The sequence below is a fragment of the Limosilactobacillus equigenerosi DSM 18793 = JCM 14505 genome, from assembly GCF_001311375.1.
Lineage (GTDB): Bacteria > Bacillota > Bacilli > Lactobacillales > Lactobacillaceae > Limosilactobacillus > Limosilactobacillus equigenerosi.
On record NZ_BBAS01000008.1, the window covers coordinates 34651 to 53047 of the forward strand.

At 44.2% G+C, this 18397-nt stretch carries 13 protein-coding genes and 6 pseudogenes; 16 read left to right on the top strand and 3 right to left on the bottom strand.

All coding sequences use genetic code 11. The annotated features are described in order from the left end of the window. Positions 1-205: 205 nt before the first annotated feature. The 8 genes and pseudogenes from ispE to JCM14505_RS05285 all read left to right on the top strand — a co-directional run bounded on the left by ispE (position 206) and on the right by JCM14505_RS05285 (position 7855). Positions 206-1058, top strand: a pseudogene (gene ispE / locus JCM14505_RS05250) (4-(cytidine 5'-diphospho)-2-C-methyl-D-erythritol kinase). Between the two features lie 144 nt (positions 1059-1202). Then, a pseudogene (locus JCM14505_RS05255) lies at positions 1203-2107 on the top strand (metal ABC transporter solute-binding protein, Zn/Mn family). A 1-nt stretch (position 2108) separates the two neighbouring features. Then, on the top strand, positions 2109-2774 hold the full coding sequence (locus JCM14505_RS05260; protein WP_054653392.1) for a metal ABC transporter ATP-binding protein: 666 nt from the start codon (positions 2109-2111) through the stop codon (positions 2772-2774). Beyond that, positions 2775-3570 (top strand): annotated as a pseudogene (locus JCM14505_RS05265) (metal ABC transporter permease). 176 nt (positions 3571-3746) lie between these two features. After that, a complete protein-coding gene (gene purR, locus JCM14505_RS05270; protein ID WP_225352281.1) occupies positions 3747-4505 on the top strand; it encodes a pur operon repressor in 759 nt (252 codons plus the stop codon). A gap of 46 nt (positions 4506-4551) precedes the next feature. Next, complete coding sequence (gene glmU, locus JCM14505_RS05275) at positions 4552-5919, top strand: bifunctional UDP-N-acetylglucosamine diphosphorylase/glucosamine-1-phosphate N-acetyltransferase GlmU (RefSeq protein WP_054653371.1); 1368 nt, start codon at positions 4552-4554, stop codon at positions 5917-5919. Positions 5920-5999: 80 nt separating this feature from the next. Continuing rightward, entirely contained in the window at positions 6000-6983 is a 984-nt protein-coding gene (locus JCM14505_RS05280; RefSeq protein WP_054653372.1) for a ribose-phosphate diphosphokinase, read from the top strand. Between the two features lie 122 nt (positions 6984-7105). Next, positions 7106-7855 carry a hypothetical protein gene (locus JCM14505_RS05285; RefSeq protein WP_054653373.1) on the top strand — a complete coding sequence of 250 codons (750 nt, stop codon included), beginning with the start codon at positions 7106-7108 and terminating at the stop codon, positions 7853-7855. 523 nt (positions 7856-8378) lie between these two features. Here JCM14505_RS05285 and JCM14505_RS05290 read toward each other — a convergent pair. Further along, on the bottom strand, positions 8379-9200 hold the full coding sequence (locus tag JCM14505_RS05290) for a Cof-type HAD-IIB family hydrolase (RefSeq protein WP_054653374.1): 822 nt from the start codon (positions 9198-9200) through the stop codon (positions 8379-8381). 14 nt (positions 9201-9214) lie between these two features. Further along, entirely contained in the window at positions 9215-10447 is a 1233-nt protein-coding gene (locus tag JCM14505_RS05295; protein ID WP_156249847.1) for an HD domain-containing protein, read from the bottom strand. 194 nt (positions 10448-10641) lie between these two features. Between JCM14505_RS05295 and JCM14505_RS05300 the strand changes: the two genes are divergently transcribed. The 6 genes and pseudogenes from JCM14505_RS05300 to JCM14505_RS05325 all read left to right on the top strand — a co-directional run bounded on the left by JCM14505_RS05300 (position 10642) and on the right by JCM14505_RS05325 (position 15904). Further along, positions 10642-11046: a YwiB family protein gene (locus JCM14505_RS05300; RefSeq protein ID WP_054653375.1), complete on the top strand. Its 405-nt coding sequence runs from the start codon at positions 10642-10644 to the stop codon at positions 11044-11046. A gap of 64 nt (positions 11047-11110) precedes the next feature. Beyond that, positions 11111-11646 (top strand): annotated as a pseudogene (gene rpoE, locus JCM14505_RS05305) (DNA-directed RNA polymerase subunit delta). A gap of 170 nt (positions 11647-11816) precedes the next feature. Continuing rightward, positions 11817-13418 carry a CTP synthase gene (pyrG, locus tag JCM14505_RS05310; protein ID WP_054653376.1) on the top strand — a complete coding sequence of 534 codons (1602 nt, stop codon included), beginning with the start codon at positions 11817-11819 and terminating at the stop codon, positions 13416-13418. A gap of 129 nt (positions 13419-13547) precedes the next feature. Next, the gene (gene murA, locus JCM14505_RS05315; RefSeq protein ID WP_054653377.1) at positions 13548-14801 is read left to right on the top strand and encodes a UDP-N-acetylglucosamine 1-carboxyvinyltransferase; all 1254 of its coding nucleotides are present in this window, start codon (positions 13548-13550) and stop codon (positions 14799-14801) included. 91 nt (positions 14802-14892) lie between these two features. After that, the gene (locus JCM14505_RS05320) at positions 14893-15138 is read left to right on the top strand and encodes a type B 50S ribosomal protein L31 (protein WP_054653378.1); all 246 of its coding nucleotides are present in this window, start codon (positions 14893-14895) and stop codon (positions 15136-15138) included. Positions 15139-15202: 64 nt separating this feature from the next. Next, positions 15203-15904, top strand: a complete 702-nt coding sequence (locus tag JCM14505_RS05325) for a class A sortase (protein WP_054653379.1) — start codon at positions 15203-15205, stop codon at positions 15902-15904. A gap of 377 nt (positions 15905-16281) precedes the next feature. Here the strand turns inward: JCM14505_RS05325 and JCM14505_RS05330 are convergent. After that, positions 16282-16747, bottom strand: a pseudogene (locus JCM14505_RS05330) (low molecular weight protein-tyrosine-phosphatase). A gap of 114 nt (positions 16748-16861) precedes the next feature. Here JCM14505_RS05330 and JCM14505_RS05335 point away from each other — a divergent pair. Further along, on the top strand, positions 16862-17413 hold the full coding sequence (locus tag JCM14505_RS05335; protein ID WP_054653380.1) for a LemA family protein: 552 nt from the start codon (positions 16862-16864) through the stop codon (positions 17411-17413). 14 nt (positions 17414-17427) lie between these two features. Continuing rightward, a pseudogene (gene htpX / locus JCM14505_RS05340) lies at positions 17428-18313 on the top strand (zinc metalloprotease HtpX). The last annotated feature ends 84 nt before the right edge of the window (positions 18314-18397 follow it).

An 18397-nucleotide genomic window follows, 5' to 3' on the forward strand; every position in this document is an offset into this window, starting at 1 on the left:
CCTTTGTCATAGTTAGGCACTAGGCTTCCGCGTGGCGAACGAAGTTACCAGGTTGCCGTAGAAAATAATTAATCAGCGCTGACGAAATCGGAGGCGCTGATTTTTTTTATCTAGGCAAGGTTTTAGGTTCGCGGTTATTGAAAGCACTTCCCTTCGCCCTGTATAATGATGGATAACGACTTTTAATGAAAGGAGGAATTTAATCATGTTAATTATGGAAAAAGCCCCCGCTAAAATTAATTTGTCATTGGATACCCCGATGCGCTATTTTGATGGATTGCCACAGTGGAATATGGTGATGAGTTCCATTGATTTAGCTGATTATGTTGCGGTTGAAACGCATGCGAGTCCGAAAACAATCAAGGTCTATACGGATAGTGGTTTTCTCCCGAATGACCAACGGAATTTAGCGTATCAGGCGGCGCATATTTTAAAAACCCGGTTTCATCAAAGCGATGGAGTTACGATTAGGATAAAAAAAACATATCCCAGTCGCGGCCGGGCTTGGTGGTGGATCATCGGATGCAGCCGCGGTATTGCGGGCCTTAAATCAAGCGTGGGAATTAGGCCTCTCGGTTGATGAATTAGCTAAATTAGCCTTATCCATCGATTCTGATGTCCCGTTTTGTGTTTACGGTCATACGGCCCATGTGACGGGGCACGGTGAACTGGTAACGCCATTACCCAATTTTCCGCATTATTGGGTAATTGTCGCGAAGCCAAAAGTGAGCGTTTCAACGCCGGCCATCTTAAAACAAATTAATTATGCAACGTTACAACATGCACCAACGAACCAGTTAGTGGATAAAATTAAAGCGCAAGCGTGGTCAGAAACGTTTCAATATATGGGGAATAGTCTCGAAGGGGTGACGGGAGAGATGTACACCGAAATTAAACGAATTAAAGATAAAATGTTACAACTGGGGGCGGATGTGGCGCAAATGAGTGGGACGGGACCAACTGTCTTTGCAATTTGTCATGCTGAATCGCGGGCGAAGCGCGTTTACAATAGTATGAAAGGTTTTTGTGACGAAGTTTACCAAGTTGTTTTACTATAAATAAAAAAAACGTTGGGCGCTAAAACCTAACGTTTTTTTTAAATTGATGGTTGCAATTGGGGATCCTTTTTAGTAATATACTTCTGTTCAAATAGTAATCATTACTATATAGCGAAAAAGAAGCAGTTGCTAAAGGAGGCAAGTATGGTCAAGAAGTATTGGAAGTTAATCGCATTAGTTGTAGTATTAGGTGGCTTTTTAGGATTGATGATTACGGATTGGCGGCCACAAAGTAAGTCAGCGAAACCAATTCGAGTGATGACGAGTTTAAACTTTTATGGTGAAGTTGCCAAAGCCGTGGCGGGGGAGCACGGACAAGTGACTTCGTTAATTGACAGTTCAGCGGTTGATACGCATGATTATCAACCAACCGCTAAGCAAGCCCGCCAATTGGCCACGGCTAATGTGGCGATTGAAAATGGGTTGGGGTATGATCAGTGGATGAATAAGATGGTGAAGGCGACAGATCATAAATTGACAGTTGTCAATGTTGCTAAAGACGTTGCTCAAAAACATGCCGGCGATAACGAACACGTGTGGTACCAACCAGCAACGATGCAAAAATTAGCCACACAATTGGCGGCTGATTTTAGCAAACTTGATCCCAAACATAAGAATGAATATCAAGCGAATGCGCGAGCCTATCAAAAGCGCTTGGATAAGTTAAATTCGGTGATTGAAACAGCTAAAGCCGGTGTGGGATCAAATAATCGGGTGGCCGTTAGTGAACCGGTGTTTGATTATGCCTTAAGTAACTTAGGCTACGAAATTGCTAATCCCCACTTTGAAAAGGCGGTGGAAGATAATAATGATCCATCCCCGCATGATATTGCTCAATTACGGGATGATATCAAAAACCATCGGATTGCATTTTTTTTGTTAATAATGCCCAAGAATCAGATCAAACGGTGAAGAACTTAGTTAAGCTAGCACATGAAAATGACGTACCGGTGCTTAGCGTAACCGAAACGAAGCCGGACGGGGGAGATTATGTTTCTTGGATGACAAAACAATACCAAGCATTAATTAAAATTCAACGGGGTGAATAAAATAATTATGATTACGTTAAACCATTTGTCGCTCGGATACGGTAGCAAGGGCGTCATTAGTGATTTAAATTTAACCATCGCTAAGGGAGAATTTCTCGTGGTTGTTGGTGAAAATGGGGTGGGTAAGACCACGTTAATTAAATCGTTATTAGGTCAATTAGCACCGCATGCAGGAAAATTAACGATTGCTGATGGCGTTAAAATCGGGTATGTGCCGCAATTCCGTAATTTAGATAGTGAGTATCCGTTATCGATTCGAGATTTTGTGGCTTTAAATGTGCGACCAACGTGGCGACCATGGTTAACGCAGGTTGAGCGGCAGCAAGTCGAAACCGTGTTAGCGAAGACGAATTTAACCCGCTTGGCTGACCGGCCATTGGGATTAGCTTCGGGAGGGGAAAAGCAACGGGCTTATTTAGCACAAAGCTTGTTAGCGTCCCCGGACTTATTAATCTTGGATGAATCAACAGCTAGTTTAGACCCTGATAGTAAAGTTGAATTATTATCACTGGTGAAGCAATTACAAACCGAGGGGTTGACGATTATTTTTGTGACTCATGATTGGGACTTAGCGCGTCAATTTGGGACCCATTTCTTACATATGGATGCTGGTTGTTACCGCAATGGTCCGATTGCTGAACTCGATCAACACTTGGGAGGAAAATAAATGTTTGCTTTAAGTTTTATGCGGCATGCTTTTGTAGCCGGAACTTTGATTGCCATTTTATGTGGAGTAATTGGCGTCTTTGTGGTGGCGCGGCAAATGTCATTTATGACGCACACGTTATCAGAAATCGGGTTTGCTGGGGGCTCATTTGCGGTCTTCGCCGGGTGGTCAACGTTGCATGGGATGATGTTGTTTACGATTTTAAGTTCCGTTCTAGTCGGGCGCTTGAGTGTAAAAGAATCGCGGCGTGAGGCCGTGATTAGTGCCGTTTCGGCGCTATTTATTGGTCTAGGAATTTTATTTCTATCATTAAGCAGTCAATCGGCAAGTTCAGCAACTGGGATTTTGTTCGGAAGTGTGGTCGGAATTAGTGCGGCCGAAGTTAACCAATTAGTAATTTTATCGGTGCTGATTTTAGGCATCCTCGTTATTTTGTATCGAGCGCTTAAATTTACTTCGTTTGACCGTGTGGGAGCGCAAGTGAGCTCGATTAATGAAACGGCTATTTCAATTATCTTTTTACTGGTACTCGCGGTAAGTGTGAGTGTAACGGCTCAAATTGTCGGGTCTTTATTAATTTTTATTTTATTAACTTTACCAGCTGCCAGTGCCAAGTACTTTACGACTGGGGTAGCCAAGATGATTGGCCTTGCCATCCTCTTTGCGTTATTAGGGACGTGGGTAGGATTATACTTAAGTTACATTACTAATTGGCCGGTCAGTTTTTTTCATCGCAACGATTGAAGTAGTGATTTATTTGCTAGCGTTATTAAACCGGCAGTTAACAACTAAATAATTGATTTTAAGGTTGGCGTAAAGTGATAGCTTTACGGCGACCTTTTTTGTTGGGGATCTAAATGTCCGGCTGGATTGTCCATAGGAAAATCCGAACGTTCGTGTTATACTGCTAATGTAATTAAAGGGGAAATGAGGTTTTACGATGAGTAAAAACGCAGCCATCGCTTAGTTGATATGACACGGTATTTAATCGCTCACCCACATAAATTAATTTCATTAAATTATTTTGGTGATCGGTATGGCGTGGCTAAGTCATCGGTTAGCGAAGACTTAGGCATTATTCGCGACACCTTTGCCGAACGGGGAGTTGGTAAAATTGAAACCGTCCCAGGGGCTAGTGGCGGCGCCTTTTTAGTGCCGTCCTATGATGAAATTCGGGCGACGGAAGTAATTGAAGAACTCGTGCATTTAGTTGATGATGAGACGCGGTTATTACCGGGCGGGTATGTCTACATGTCTGATCTGTTAGGCAATCCAGATGTCTTACGCAAGGTCGGACGATTAATTGCGACTCAATATATTAATCAAAAGATTGACGTGGTGATGACGATTGAAACGAAGGGGATTGCCTTGGCCCAAGCCGTGGCGATGTATTTAAACCGCCCATTTGTAATTGTTCGGAATAGCTCACACATTACAGAAGGTTCGACAGTGAGTGTGAATTATGTGACGGCCTCTTCGCAACAAATTAAAAAGATGGAATTGTCGCGGCGCTCGCTTCAACCGGGGGCGAATGTCTTGATTGTTGATGACTTTATGAAGGGGGGCGGCTCATTGAATGGGATGCGCTCACTAGTGGCCGAATTTGGAGCGAAAGTTGTTGGGATGAATGTATTTGCAGCCGGACAATTTGAAGGCAATCGGGTCGTTGAAAATTGTACGGCCTTGTTAAATGTTGATAGCTCCCATGACCATTTTACGGTCCGAAGGTAATTATTTAGACGAAGTATTCTACAAGCAATAAGAAGGAACTTAGATTATGACATCACGGAATGCAATTATTTTAGCAGCTGGTAAGGGAACGCGGATGAAATCCAAACTTCACAAAGTGTTACATGAAGTTTGTGGTAAAAGTATGGTCGAACATGTGCGGGATCAATTATCATTAGCCGGAATTGATAATATCGTCACGGTAATTGGTCACGGGGCAGATGAAGTGAAAGCCACGTTAGGTGACGGGGTCCGGTATGCCTTACAAAAAGAACAACTAGGGACGGGGCATGCGGTAATGCAAACGGAAAGTCTCTTAAAAGACCTTGATGGTGAAACGTTAATCGTAAGTGGTGATACCCCATTATTTACGGCAGCAACCTTTAAGAAGATGTTTGATTTCCACGAACAACGGCACGCGGCCGTGACGATTTTAACGTCTAAGGCACCAGATCCAACGGGTTACGGTCGGATTGTCCGCAATGAAGTCGGCTTAGTTGAACGGATTGTGGAACAAAAGGATGCAACGGTGGAAGAACAAGCCATTCATGAAATTAACACGGGGGTGTATTGCTTCGACAATCATAAGTTATTTGAAGCCTTAAGCAAGATTGATAATCATAATTCCCAAGGTGAATACTATTTGACGGATGCCATTCAAATTTTGAAGCAAGAAAATGAAGTGGTAACGGCTTATCAAATGGCGGATTTCTCCGAATCGATGGGTGTTAATGATCGGGTAGCATTGGCCGAAGCACGGCGGGTGATGCAAGCACGGATTAACAAGCAACATATGATGAATGGGGTTTCTTTAATTGATCCGACGACGACGTATATTGATGCCGATGTTAAAATTGGTAATGATACGGTAATTGAAGGCGGCGTCGTGATTAAGGGACACACCACGATTGGGGCGGATTGTCTGATTGGGGCACATTCGCGGTTAGAAGATGCGAACTTGCATGATGGTGTGAAGGTTATTTCCTCAACGATTGAACAGGCTGAAATGCACACGGGGAGCGATTTAGGTCCTAATGCGCACTTGCGGAAGGGCGCTGAATTAGGCCCTAATGTTCACGTTGGTAATTTCTGTGAAGTTAAGAATGCATATCTTGGTGAAGGAACGAAGATGGGACACTTGTCTTACGTTGGGGATGCCACAATTGGTAAGCATAACAATATTGGTTGTGGGGTTATCTTCGTCAACTATGATGGTGCGAATAAAGCGCATACCAATGTTGGTGACCATGTCTTTATTGGAAGTAACAGTAATTTAGTGGCACCCGTTAACCTGGCAAGTAACTCATTTGTGGCCGCTGGTTCGACGATTACTAAGGATACGAATGAATATGACTTAGCAATTGCGCGGGAACGACAAACAAATAAGGAAAATTATGCTAAATTCTTGCCTTGGTAACGATTTCAAACTTGAGATTTATTGGCAGAATCAATACAATAAATAACAGGTAGTAACCATATCAATATCCGGAGGAAATCATGGCGGAACGTTACTTTGATGATCATTTAAAGATTTTTGCATTGAGCTCAAATCGTCCTTTAGCCGAAAAGGTAGTGGCCGAAATGGGTATGGAATTAGGAAAGTTATCGGTAAATCGATTTAGTGATGGCGAAATTCAAATTAATATTGATGAAAGTGTGCGGGGGGATAATGTTTACATTATTCAATCCACTTCAGCACCGGTAAATGATAATTTGATGGAGTTGTTAATTTTAGTTGATGCCTTGCGGCGGGCTAGTGCTCGGACTATTAACGTGGTGATGCCTTATTATGGTTATGCCCGGCAAGATCGGAAAGCGCGTTCGCGGGAACCAATTACGGCGAAGTTAGTTGCTAATATGTTGCAACGTTCAGGAGTTACTCGGGTCGTGGCCCTTGACTTGCATGCAGCTCAAATCCAAGGGTTCTTCGATATTCCAGTAGACCACTTAATGGGGGCGCCATTATTAGCTGATTACTTTATTAAAGAAGGAATTGCTGAGGATGCGGTAGTTGTGTCACCTGATCACGGTGGGGTGACGCGGGCGCGGGCCTTAGCGGAATTCTTGAAGGCACCGATTGCGATTATTGATAAGCGTCGTCCGAAAGCTAACGTGGCGCAAATTATGAATATCATCGGGAATGTCAAAGGAAAGAAATGTATCATGCTTGATGATATGATTGACACCGCCGGGACGATTTCAAAAGGGGCCCAAGCCTTAATGGATAAAGGGGCGGCTGAAGTTTATGTATCAGCAACGCATGCGGTTCTTTCAGGGCCGGCAGTTGAACGCTTAGAACAAGCGCCGATTAAAGAAGTAGTGGTTACGGATTCGATTCAATTACCAGCCGACAAGCAAATTGATAAGATTAAGCAAGTTTCAATTGCACCATTATTAGCAGATGCAATTAAGCGGATTAATGAAAATCGGGCGGTGAGCCCATTGTTCCGACAACGGTTCGAACAAGTAGTTCAGAAATAATGATTCAGGCTTACAGAATCATGCATTAGCATGGGTTTTGTAGGCCTGTTTTGGTAACTTGACTAAGAATGTGCTAAAATATGCACTAGTAGGAAGTCCGACGATTGAGGAGGAGTGTCAAAATGAAGAAACAGATGTTAGCTGGAATGGCCACGGCCATGACGGCCTTAGCTTTAGCAGCCTGTGGTAACACGAGTACAACCAAGGAAAGTGCAAGCCACCAACCATATGAAGCAGCCACAACGAAGATTAAAGAAGGTCACTATCAAGAAGCTTTAAAGACGTTAAATGATGCGGATAGCTCATCCCAAAAGAGTCAAGTCTTAGCCAGTGATTTACAAAACTACTTAGCGGCCAAGACGGCTTACAACAAGGGAAACTATGACCAAGCCTTGACGAGTCTTTCAACGAGTAAGTCTGGGAACGAATCAATGCAAACCGCTTACCAAAAAATTCGGGTCAAGATTGCGCAAGCGACGAGTGATGATCAAACTGCCGCCAAATCAGCTAGTGACGAAAGTAGTAGTCAAGCAGCAAGTTCTACAAGTAGCACGAAAAAGAACAGTGCTAGCACGAAATCAAGTGCTACCAAGAGTAGTGCGTCAAGCCAATCAGCTGCAACGACCAATCCAAGTTCATCCGGTACCGCGGCTAATGTTTCAGCCGCAAAGGCAACGAGTGAATCAGTAATTCAAAAGTTTGCTACGAAGCTGGGCTTTAATAAGTCAGGTTATGGGATTATTCCCGTTTCTCAAACTGGTGATGTTTACCGGTTTGAAGTTCGGCAAAGTAATGATGACAACACGGTCGCCAATTTAATCGGTATTTACGAATACAATAATAAGACTGGTGAAGTGACGCAAGTTGCTTAATTAGTGAATAAAAAGCCACTGGGCATACTCGCAATTGCGAGAGAGCTCAGTGGCTTTGTTTGTTAGCTGGTGTTTTAACGTCCGCATCGCGACCTGGAATTAACTACGTTCGGCGGACAACCACCTACGGCAGCATTGTAACTTCGCTCGCCCAGCAGACGCCTAGGACTAAGCACAAATAGGCTCCGACGTGTGCCACGTCAAACCCTATTTGTGCTTAGCCTACCGGCGTCTTTTACGCTGGGCTCGCGGCCTATTTTGTAACTACGTTCGCTCAGCAGCGCCTTCGGACCTAACTCAAAATGACGCCGAACCTGGCGATGCCAGTTCCGACGCCATTTGTATCGTTAGGCCAACAGGCGCTTTTGTAGCTGAGCTCGCGACCTGGGTGTAACTACGCTCGCCACGCGGAAGCCTAGTGCCTAACTATGACAAAGACGCCGACCCTAGCGTTGCTAGTGCCAACGCCTTGTCTACGTTAGGCCATGGCTTCCTTAATGCGTGGCTCGCGACCTAGCGCGACCTAGTTTAAAGCGAACTTTTCGATGGCTTTGCCGACCCCGTCGTGATTATTATCATCAGTCAAGTAATCGGCAACTGCCTTGGTACTTGGAATGGAGTTGCCCATGGCGACCCCAATGCCGGCGTAAGCTAACATTGATTCATCGTTTTGGGCATTTCCTAACGCCATCATTTCACTTTGATCGATACCTAATTCAGTCCCCATTAATTGCAAGGCATTACCTTTGCTAGCAGCCGGATTGATGAATTCTAAGTAGAAATCTTCGCTCCGTACAATGTTGAATTTAGCTGCAAGTTCATCCGGAATGGTAGTCAAAACTTGATCCAAATCGTCCTTGGGACCCGTGATCATTAATTTGCTAATTTCTAAGTGGTCTTTTTGGGCGGCAAGTTGGTCTAATGATTGGTACATTAATGGTAATGAGACTAATTTTGATTCATGGACGGCGTATTGATCTATCTGTTGCGTCGTTGCAATTAACGTAGTTGCCGTTTCTAAAATCATTTTTAAGCCATGTTTGAGCGCAAATACCCCAAGGTCAATCATGTCATCAAAGGGGACGGTATACTTTGCTAAGGTTTTCCCAGCGGTTGTTTGGGCTAAACTCCCGTTGTAGCTAATGACGTATTCATTATTTTGGTGGTTCAGCCCTAGTTCGTCTAAATAGCTAGTAACTCCCGTTAATGGGCGTCCCGTACATAAGACGATATTAATCCCTTGTTGGGTGGCAGTTTGAATGGCTTGTTTGGTTGCCGGGGTAATTGTGTGATCGTCAGCGATTAACGTGCCGTCGATGTCGATAGCGATTAATTTAATACTCATGGGAAAACTCCTTGTTACTTAATAATGGTATTGTTTTGTAGGTGGGCTTGGAAAGCAGTGTAGATGGGATCGAATAATTCCCCTTGGTTATCAGTCGTGAGCAGTTCTTTGGGGAAGAAGAAGCGCATATCACCTTGTTTGTGACCACTGACACTTTGAACTAGCCGACTTTGGGTTGATAATTCAACTAATTCACCGTTTGGTTGGATTAATTCAATTTGGGTTTGCGGATTGGTTTCGAGCGGCCGGTAAGTGTCGTAAGGTAGCTTATAACTAGCATTAGTATCAGTATAGTAATGACTATCAAAGCCGGCCTCATCGATTAATTGTCGGAGGACTGGTAAAACCGAGGCAGTGGTGTCATCATAAACCACGGATTTTAATGGTTGCCGGTTTAAGAAACGGTTAGCTAAATCACGCAAAATAGGATCATTAGCGTGGGTCCAATGTTGGAAATACGTGGTTAAAACGCCGTCGTCGAGGGCCAAGTAATCATCGAGGGTGAAATCATTATTGAAGAAAGGTCGCAAAAGTTCGGGTTCGAAACTGGTTTGTACTTGCGGATCTTCGTATAGTTCCCGAGCGCGCATTAAGAGATGATCTAGAATCACTTCGAGCGACCGAGTAACGGGATGGAAATATACCTGTAAGTACATTTGTAACCGGCTGACAATATAGTCTTCGATTGCGTGCATGCCAGACATTTCAAAGGCGATGCCACCGGCGTATGGGTGCATTACTTCAAGCAATCGATCTAAGTCAACAAGTCCGTAATTTGCGCCGGTATAATAAGCATCGCGTTGTAAATAATCAATCCGGTCAACATCAACTTGACTTGAAATCAGTTGGACAACTTGCGGATTAGGATAGGTATGATCAATCACGCTCGCAACTTGGTCCGGAAAAGTTGGACTGACCCGCCGTAAAATTTGATTGACGTGAGTTGAGCCAGTAATAATTTGCCGGGTGATTTGTTCATGATCAGTGTTGAAAATGTGTTCGAAGGTATGCGAATACGGGCCATGACCTAAGTCGTGGAGCAACGCAGCACACAACACGACCGGCCGTTCGTGTTCGTCCCATAAGCCGTCCCCAGGGGTTTGGGTGGGATAGTTTCGTTGTAAATGATTACAAATCCGGCGGGCGAGTTCGTAAGCCCCTAAACTATGGCCAAACCGGGAATGTTCGGCTCCGTGGAAGACTAAGGACGTTGTCCCGAGTTGCTTAACCCGGCGTAAACGTTGCATCTCAGGTGTATTAATTAGATCGAGGATAATTTGATTATCAACGACAATGGAACCGTGAATTGGGTCCCGGAAACTTTTTTTCTTTAGCTAAATTTTCAGTAATAAATGTCATATTATGCGCCCCCTTTCACCACTAAACATGCTATATTATAACGGATAAATAGGTTAAATGCACCGATAGAGAGGATTTTGAAATGGTTGAAACACGAGCAGTTCGGGTAAAATTGGCAACGAAGTTACATGTTGGGGATGAACACGATCAATATAGCTTTGAAGAACCGGGGCAATTAGCACAATTACAAAATGGCCGTTGGTATTTACGTTATACGGAACACCAAAATGGGGTGGCGAGTCCGGTCCAATTTCGCTTTGATGACGAACAAATTGTGTTGACCCGCGGGAAAAATCCGCAAACTACTTTGATTTTTGATGCTCATCAACCTGCGACCGTCCAATATCCAACCGCGTATGGAAAATTGAATTTAGAAGTCAAGACGACCACGTACGCGCCCCTAATTGATTGGACACATGCGATTGGGAAAGTTAACTTGGCGTATGAATTACATCATCAAGCCACCGCCTGGGGAAGTACCAGTTAACATTGCAATTTCAAGCATAATATCGTATTATAAAGAGTAAACTTTTTGAAGGGATGTGCACGAAGTGGAATTAAGTGTTTTTGACGGCCAATTAAAGTCAGAACTTTCAATGATTGAAGTGGCGCATGCGATTTTGTCTTATCATGGTGAAGCAATGGCTTTTGCGACTTAACGAACGAAATCCAACAATATCTCGACAAGAGCGACGAAGAAATTCGGGCGCGGTTGTCACAATTTTACACGGACCTCAACATTGATGGGAGTTTCATCTCCTTAGGGGATAACACGTGGGGATTGCGTGCTTGGTACCCATACGAATCAATCGATGAAGCTACGATTGGGGAAGCCGATGACGAAGAAGATCGTCCAGTTAAGAAGTCACGTAAGGTTAACGCCTTTATCGCTGAAGCCGAAGGTGATGACGATGATGTGATTGATTACGATAACGACGATCCGGAAGATGATGATTTAGAAGACACGGATCCGACCGGCGATGATTACGATGAAGATAACCCCGATGAAGATGATGATCAAGATCACAACATCGAAGACCAATTATCTGAATTTCGTGATGATAGCTTGGAAGACGAAGAAAATTAGTTAATTCTTACTTGACGAGTAAGGGTTGACTCGGTATTATTTTTATTGGGCTCCCATTCTTGGGAACAACGATTAAATAATCAAATTTAAGCTCCCTATTCTTAGTAATAGGGAGCTTTCTTATTTTGATTTTCCCCTTGCTGCATTTAAAAAACGAAGGAGATAAGCGCATGACGAAGTATATTTTTGTAACTGGTGGGGTTGTTTCATCTTTAGGAAAAGGGATTGTGGCCGCATCCTTAGGTCGGTTATTAAAGAACCGGGGCTTAAAGATTGCCATTCAAAAATTCGATCCATACATCAACGTCGATCCCGGGACGATGAGTCCATATCAACACGGGGAAGTGTTTGTGACGGATGATGGGACGGAAACGGACCTTGACTTGGGACACTACGAACGGTTTATTGATAACAATTTAAACAAGTACTCCAACGTAACCACGGGGAAGATTTACTCAGAAGTCTTACGTAAAGAACGGCGTGGGGATTATCTTGGCCGGACGGTGCAAGTGATTCCGCACATCACGAACATGATTAAGGAAAAGATTCAACGGGCCGGCGAAAGTACGGACGCTGAAGTGGTTATCACGGAAATTGGGGGAACGGTTGGTGATATCGAATCACAACCATTCATGGAAGCCATTCGGCAAATGAAGAAGGATATGGGGGCTGAAAATGTCCTTTACATCCACACGACTTTAGTCCCAATGTTACGGGCGGCCGGTGAAATGAAGACGAAGCCAACCCAACACAGTGTGCGGGAATTACGGGGCTTAGGGATTCAACCAAATATCTTAGTCGTACGGACTGAAGCACATATTACGGATGAAATGCGGGCTAAGATTGCTGACTTCTGTGACGTTGAACCAGAAGCAGTGATTGAATCCATGGATGCACCGGTATTGTACGAAGTGCCAATGATGCTCCAAGCACAAAAGATGGATCAATTAGTTGTTGATCACTTTGGCTTAGACGTGCCACAAGCAGATATGCGCGAATGGACGAACATGGTTGACCACATTAAGCACGGCTTAACGAAGGAAGTTAAGATTGCGATGGTCGGCAAATACACTGACTTACAAGATGCTTACATTTCGGTTAACGAATCTCTCCGTCATGCTGGATTCTTAGTTGATGCCAAAGTTAAGATTGATCACTTTAACGCTGAAGAAATCGTTGACGATGCAGCCGCTGAACGGATCTTAGGGGCCTATGATGGTATCTTAGTGCCTGGTGGGTTCGGTTCCCGAGGGGTTGAAGGAATGATTACAACAATCAAGTATGCCCGGACGCATGATGTGCCTTACATGGGGATTTGTTTAGGGATGCAAACGGCCGTGATTGAATATGCTCGTAACGTGCTTGGGTATGCGGATGCTAACTCCACGGAATTTGATCCAAATACGGAACACAATTTAATTGACTTGATGGCGGACCAAAACTTAGATGATCTTGGTGGGACGCAACGGTTGGGGGCTTACAAGTGTCAATTAGTCCCTGGTACGAAGGCGGCAGCGGCTTATGATAACCAAACGATGATTAGCGAACGCCATCGCCACCGGTATGAATTTAATAACGCCTTCCGGGAAGAATTAGAAGCCAACGGGTTAGTAATTTCAGGGGTTAACCCAGAACGAAACTTGGTTGAAGTCGTAGAAATTCCGGAAAATCGGTTCTTCGTGGCGGCCCAATATCACCCTGAATTTTTATCCCGGCCGAACCGTCCAGAAGGCCTCTTTGCGGCATTTGTTAAGGCAGCGGTAACTGAATAATTTAACAAAGTTAAAACGGCGAAATATAACTTGTAATTTGGCCGTTTTTTCTTTATTATTATTCTTGAGTTAAATTCGGCGTTTTAACGTAACGCTTAATTAGGAATGAGGATACAACCATGAAAAAAAATGATTATTAAAGGAGGCAACCGACTCGCTGGTGAAGTCACGATTGGTGGGGCAAAGAACAGTACGGTCGCATTAATTCCAGCGGCGATTTTAGCGGATACGCCCGTCCAATTTGATACGGTGCCAGATATTTTGGATGTTCACAATTTGATGATTATTTTGGAGTCGATGAATGTAAAATCGACTTTTACCCATGGGGTATTAGATATTGATCCAACCCAAATTGTGGAAGCCGAATTACCAAGTCAAGCCATTAAGAGTTTGCGGGCTTCATATTACTTTATGGGAGCCTTGTTAGGTCGTTTCCATCGGGCGGTGGTGACATTCCCAGGTGGGGATAACATTGGACCACGGCCAATTGATCAACATATCAAAGCCTTCCGGGCGCTTGGGGCGACGGTGACCGAGGAAAATGGAACCGTCCATATGAATGCGCCGGAAGGGCTACATGGGGCCCGGATTTTCATGGACATGGTCTCAGTTGGGGGGACGATTAATGCCATTTTGGCAGCCGTTCGCGCTGAGGGGGTCACGACGATTGAAAATGCAGCTCGGGAACCAGAAATTGTCGATTTAGCCACCTTCTTAAACAATATGGGGGCTAAGATTCGTGGCGCTGGGACGGACGTGATTCGGATTACGGGGGTTCAAACCTTACAATCGATGAACACGCACACGATTATCCCCGACCGAATTGAAACGGGGACCTACTTGTCGTTGGCAGCGGCGATGGGTGATGGGGTGATGATTAATAATGTCATTCCGGAACACATGGAAGCCTTCACGAGTAAGATGATGGATATGGGCGTTGATTTACAAATCGGGGTGGATCGGATTTATGTACCGGCCATCGGTCAATTACAACCAACGATTGTTAAAACGATGCCATATCCAGGGTTTGCGACTGATTTACAACAACCATTAACCCCGTTGATGGCGTTAGCTAATGGGCAAAGTAAAGTCGTGGATACAATTTATCCAAAGCGGGTTAAGCACATTCCAGAATTACAAAAGCTCGGGATGCAAATTGAAGCTGGTGACGGGGAAATTTTAATTAATCATTCCGCTAACTTTACCGGTGCTGAAGTCCAAGCTAGTGAAATTCGGGCCGGAGCTTCGTTAATGATTACTGGATTAATGGCCGACGGGACAACGATTATTCATAACGCTGACCATATTTTACGCGGCTATGACCGGATTGTTTGGAAACTGAATCGCTTGAACGCAAACGTCGCCATTGAAGAAGACGATTAGTGCTTGCGCTTTAAGTCCAAAAATGATAAACTTAAACGGTTAAATTAACTATGATTCAGCCGATGATTCATGGCAAAGGAGAGTATTTATTATGAAGCAAGGAATTCATCCAGATTACCACTACGTTGTGTTCCAAGACACGGCTACTGGTAAGCAATTTATCTCAGGTTCTACGGCCACTTCAAAGGAAACGGTGAAGTGGGAAGATGGTAACGAATACCCATTAATCCGGGTTGAAATTACGTCAGACTCACACCCATTCTACACTGGTAAGCAAAAGTTTACGCAAGTCGATGGGGCTGTGGACAAGTTCAACAAGAAGTACGGTCTCAAGTAGTCATACTTCAAACAAAACTGGGCGTTGGCCCAGTTTTTTTTGTACAATCAAGTTAATATAATGAATGAGGAGTAATTTGATGAAGGGACGCGAAATTTTACGTTGGGTCATGGTGGTGATTTTATTAGCCGTGAGTTTAGTCTTAATCTTTAATCAACAGGTCAAAGATTATTTAGTGCATGACTATCATCCAACAGTCACGAAACAAACGATTAAGCAAAATCAAACAAAGGATGCAAATTTTGATTTTAAAGATGTTAATGATTTAAACTTACAAACAGTAGCGAAAGCTCGGGCCAATAAATCCGCCGTGAAGGTAATCGGGGTCATTACGATGCCTGAAATTAACATGACGATTCCGATTGCCAAGGGGGTTGATAATACCACGCTGGCCTTAGCAGCCGGGACGATGCGCCCGGATCAACAAATGGGGCAAGGAAATTATGCCTTAGCTGGTCATAACATGGCACACGGGAGTAAAATTTTATTCTCACCGTTGTATTATCACGCCAAGGTCGGGCAAAAGATTTATTTAACGGATATGGATAAAGTTTATCAATACGAAGTGTCAGAACGGACCTTTATTCCCGCTACGAAGGTGGAGGTCGTTAATGATACGCCGGAAAAGATTATCACGTTAATCACGTGTAATAGCGATGGTTCACGCCGGTTGATGATTCGTGGGAACTATGAAAAGTCCTATCCAATTAACGATGCCCCAACAGCGGTGAAAAAGGCGTTGGATAGTAATTATACGAATAAATAGGTCGTGAGCCACGCATTAAGGAAGCCGTGGACTAACGTAGACAAGGCGTTGGCGCTAGCTATGCTAGAGTCAGCGCCTTTGTCATAGTTAGGCACTAGGCTTCCGCGTGGCGAACGTAGTTACATCCAGGTCGTGAGCCGAGCGTTAAAAGCGACGTTAGGCTAACTTGGAAATGTCCCTTGACGTGATAACACGTCGAGGGGTGTTTTCAGTTAGTCCTAGTAGCTTGCTCGGCGAACGAAGTTACAATGCTGCCGTAGGCGGTTGTCCGCCGAACGAAGTTACTAAGTTGCCTTAGAACTTCAAAACTTAAATGGTGGTTTGGTAACCGTAGCATACCTAAAAAGACCGCTCAGTAAATGCTGAACGGTCTTTTGCTATTGATTTAATTGTTGTTTAACATATTCAATCCACGTTGGAATCGCGAGAGCTAAATCATCATACGTATCTTGGAACCGGTGGGTGTACCAAGGGTCAGGAATTGGTTCATGTTCCTTGCCAGCGACGAGTTCGTTAATACCATGGATTTTGTGTTGGTCTTGTTGGGGCGCCATCCGCTTTAAATCGACTAAATTTTGATCATCCATGCCAATAATTAAATCAGCGTGGTCAAAGTCGATTGAATTGATTTGGCGGGCGGTGTGCCCACGATCATCGAGGTCATACTTTTGCATAATGGCTTGGGAACGGGTGGGGCCGATTCCCAATTTCATACGTACTTGTAGCCGCGGAGGCGACGGTAACTTGATCGGTTAATTGGTGCTGTTGCAATTCCTTGAGAAACATTGCTTCGGCCATCGGGGAACGACAAATATTGCCTAAGCAAACAAAAATAACGTGCATGATAAATGCCTCCGGTTAAAATTCTTAAGACTATTTTAAATTATGAAATATTAGTATAGCAAGTTTTCTGGCAATGGTATAATTAATCAAATAGAATTTTAAGGAGAATCAAAAATGACGATGATAATTATTGCCGTCGTAGTTGCGGTGATTGTAATTTGGTATATTGCGGCCTACAACGGGTTAGTGAAGCTACGGATGCAAGGACAAGAATCGTGGAGTCAAATTGATGTTCAATTACAACGGCGCAACGATTTAATTCCGAACCTGTTAGAAACGGTGAAGGGGTACGGAAAGTACGAAGCGTCCACGTTAACTGCTGTGACGGAATTGCGGCAACAAGTGGAGACGACGACCGACCACCAAGCCAAAATGGCAGCCGCCGATCAATTATCCGGGGCTTTGAACAATTTATATGCGGTAGCGGAAAATTATCCTGACTTAAAGGCGAGTGAAGAATACTCACGATTAATGGAAGAATTGAGCAATACGGAAAATAAGATTGCTTACGCGCGCCAACTTTACAACAGCACGGTCTCAATTTTAAATGCGCGGATTCAATCCTTCCCAGCTAATATTGTGGCTAAGTTCCATCACTTCATGCCAATGGAATTCTTACAAGTGCCGGAAAGTGCGAAGGAAGCGCCAAAGGTTTCCTTTGACTAGTTGGTGAATGAGGAATGTTATATCAACAAATTGCGCAAAATAAACGACGGACGATTTATGTCATTATTGGTTTTAGTTTGTTAGTGGCGTTAGTCGGCGCGGCCGTTGGTTATTTGTGGGCTGGCAGTGCCATGGGCGGGATTATCATTTCCTTGGTGTTAGCCTGATTTATATTGTGATGATGATTGGGCAATCGACGGATGTGTGATGAGTATGAATCACGCCCATGAAATTAAATCCGCTGAGCAAGCACCGGAATTATGGCATATCGTTGAAGATATGGCGCTGGTTGCTAAAGTGCCGATGCCACGGGTCTTTATTATTGATGATCCGAGTCCAAATGCCTTTGCGACGGGTAATGATCCGGCTCACGCGGCGGTGGCGGCCACCACCGGATTATTACAAATCATGGACCGCTCCGAGTTAGAAGGGGTGATGGCCCACGAAATGACGCACGTACGGAATTATGATATTCGGTTGCAAACGATTGCCTTAGCTCTAGCAACGGTCATTTCGGTGTTAGTGAATTTCTTTAGCAACTTTTGGTGGCTCGGGGGTCGTGATGATGATGACGACCGCGATGGGGTGAATGTCATTGCGATTTTTGGTTCCATTTTATTGGTGATTTTAGCTCCCCTCGCGGCGACAATTGCCCAAATGGCACTGTCGCGGAACCGTGAATACTTAGCGGATGCCGGGGCCGTGGAATTAACGCGGAACCCCCAAGGGATGATTAGTGCGTTGGAAAAGTTAAAAACCGCGCCCGCAATGCAAGCCTATGATCAAAATTCAGCGGCCTTGTATATTACGAATCCAGCCGGCCGGAAGCGGAAGTTTAGTGATTTATTTGCGACGCACCCGCCACTAGAGGCCAGGATTGACCGGTTAAAACAGATGTAAATATGGCCGTGATTATTCTTGTTTAATAATCACGGTTTTTGTTTAACCTATCGTTAAGGCGCGAATGCGTGTATAATGAAAGCT

Coding starts and splice junctions, on each gene's coding strand:
- purR (WP_225352281.1), top strand. CDS start 3,747: ATGACACGGTATTTAATCGCTCACCCACATAAATTAATTTCATTAAAT.
- glmU (WP_054653371.1), top strand. CDS start 4,552: ATGACATCACGGAATGCAATTATTTTAGCAGCTGGTAAGGGAACGCGG.
- JCM14505_RS05280 (WP_054653372.1), top strand. CDS start 6,000: ATGGCGGAACGTTACTTTGATGATCATTTAAAGATTTTTGCATTGAGC.
- JCM14505_RS05285 (WP_054653373.1), top strand. CDS start 7,106: ATGAAGAAACAGATGTTAGCTGGAATGGCCACGGCCATGACGGCCTTA.
- JCM14505_RS05290 (WP_054653374.1), bottom strand. CDS start 9,200: ATGAGTATTAAATTAATCGCTATCGACATCGACGGCACGTTAATCGCT.
- JCM14505_RS05295 (WP_156249847.1), bottom strand. CDS start 10,447: ATGCAACGTTTACGCCGGGTTAAGCAACTCGGGACAACGTCCTTAGTC.
- JCM14505_RS05300 (WP_054653375.1), top strand. CDS start 10,642: ATGGTTGAAACACGAGCAGTTCGGGTAAAATTGGCAACGAAGTTACAT.
- pyrG (WP_054653376.1), top strand. CDS start 11,817: ATGACGAAGTATATTTTTGTAACTGGTGGGGTTGTTTCATCTTTAGGA.
- murA (WP_054653377.1), top strand. CDS start 13,548: ATGATTATTAAAGGAGGCAACCGACTCGCTGGTGAAGTCACGATTGGT.
- JCM14505_RS05320 (WP_054653378.1), top strand. CDS start 14,893: ATGAAGCAAGGAATTCATCCAGATTACCACTACGTTGTGTTCCAAGAC.
- JCM14505_RS05325 (WP_054653379.1), top strand. CDS start 15,203: ATGAGGAGTAATTTGATGAAGGGACGCGAAATTTTACGTTGGGTCATG.
- JCM14505_RS05335 (WP_054653380.1), top strand. CDS start 16,862: ATGACGATGATAATTATTGCCGTCGTAGTTGCGGTGATTGTAATTTGG.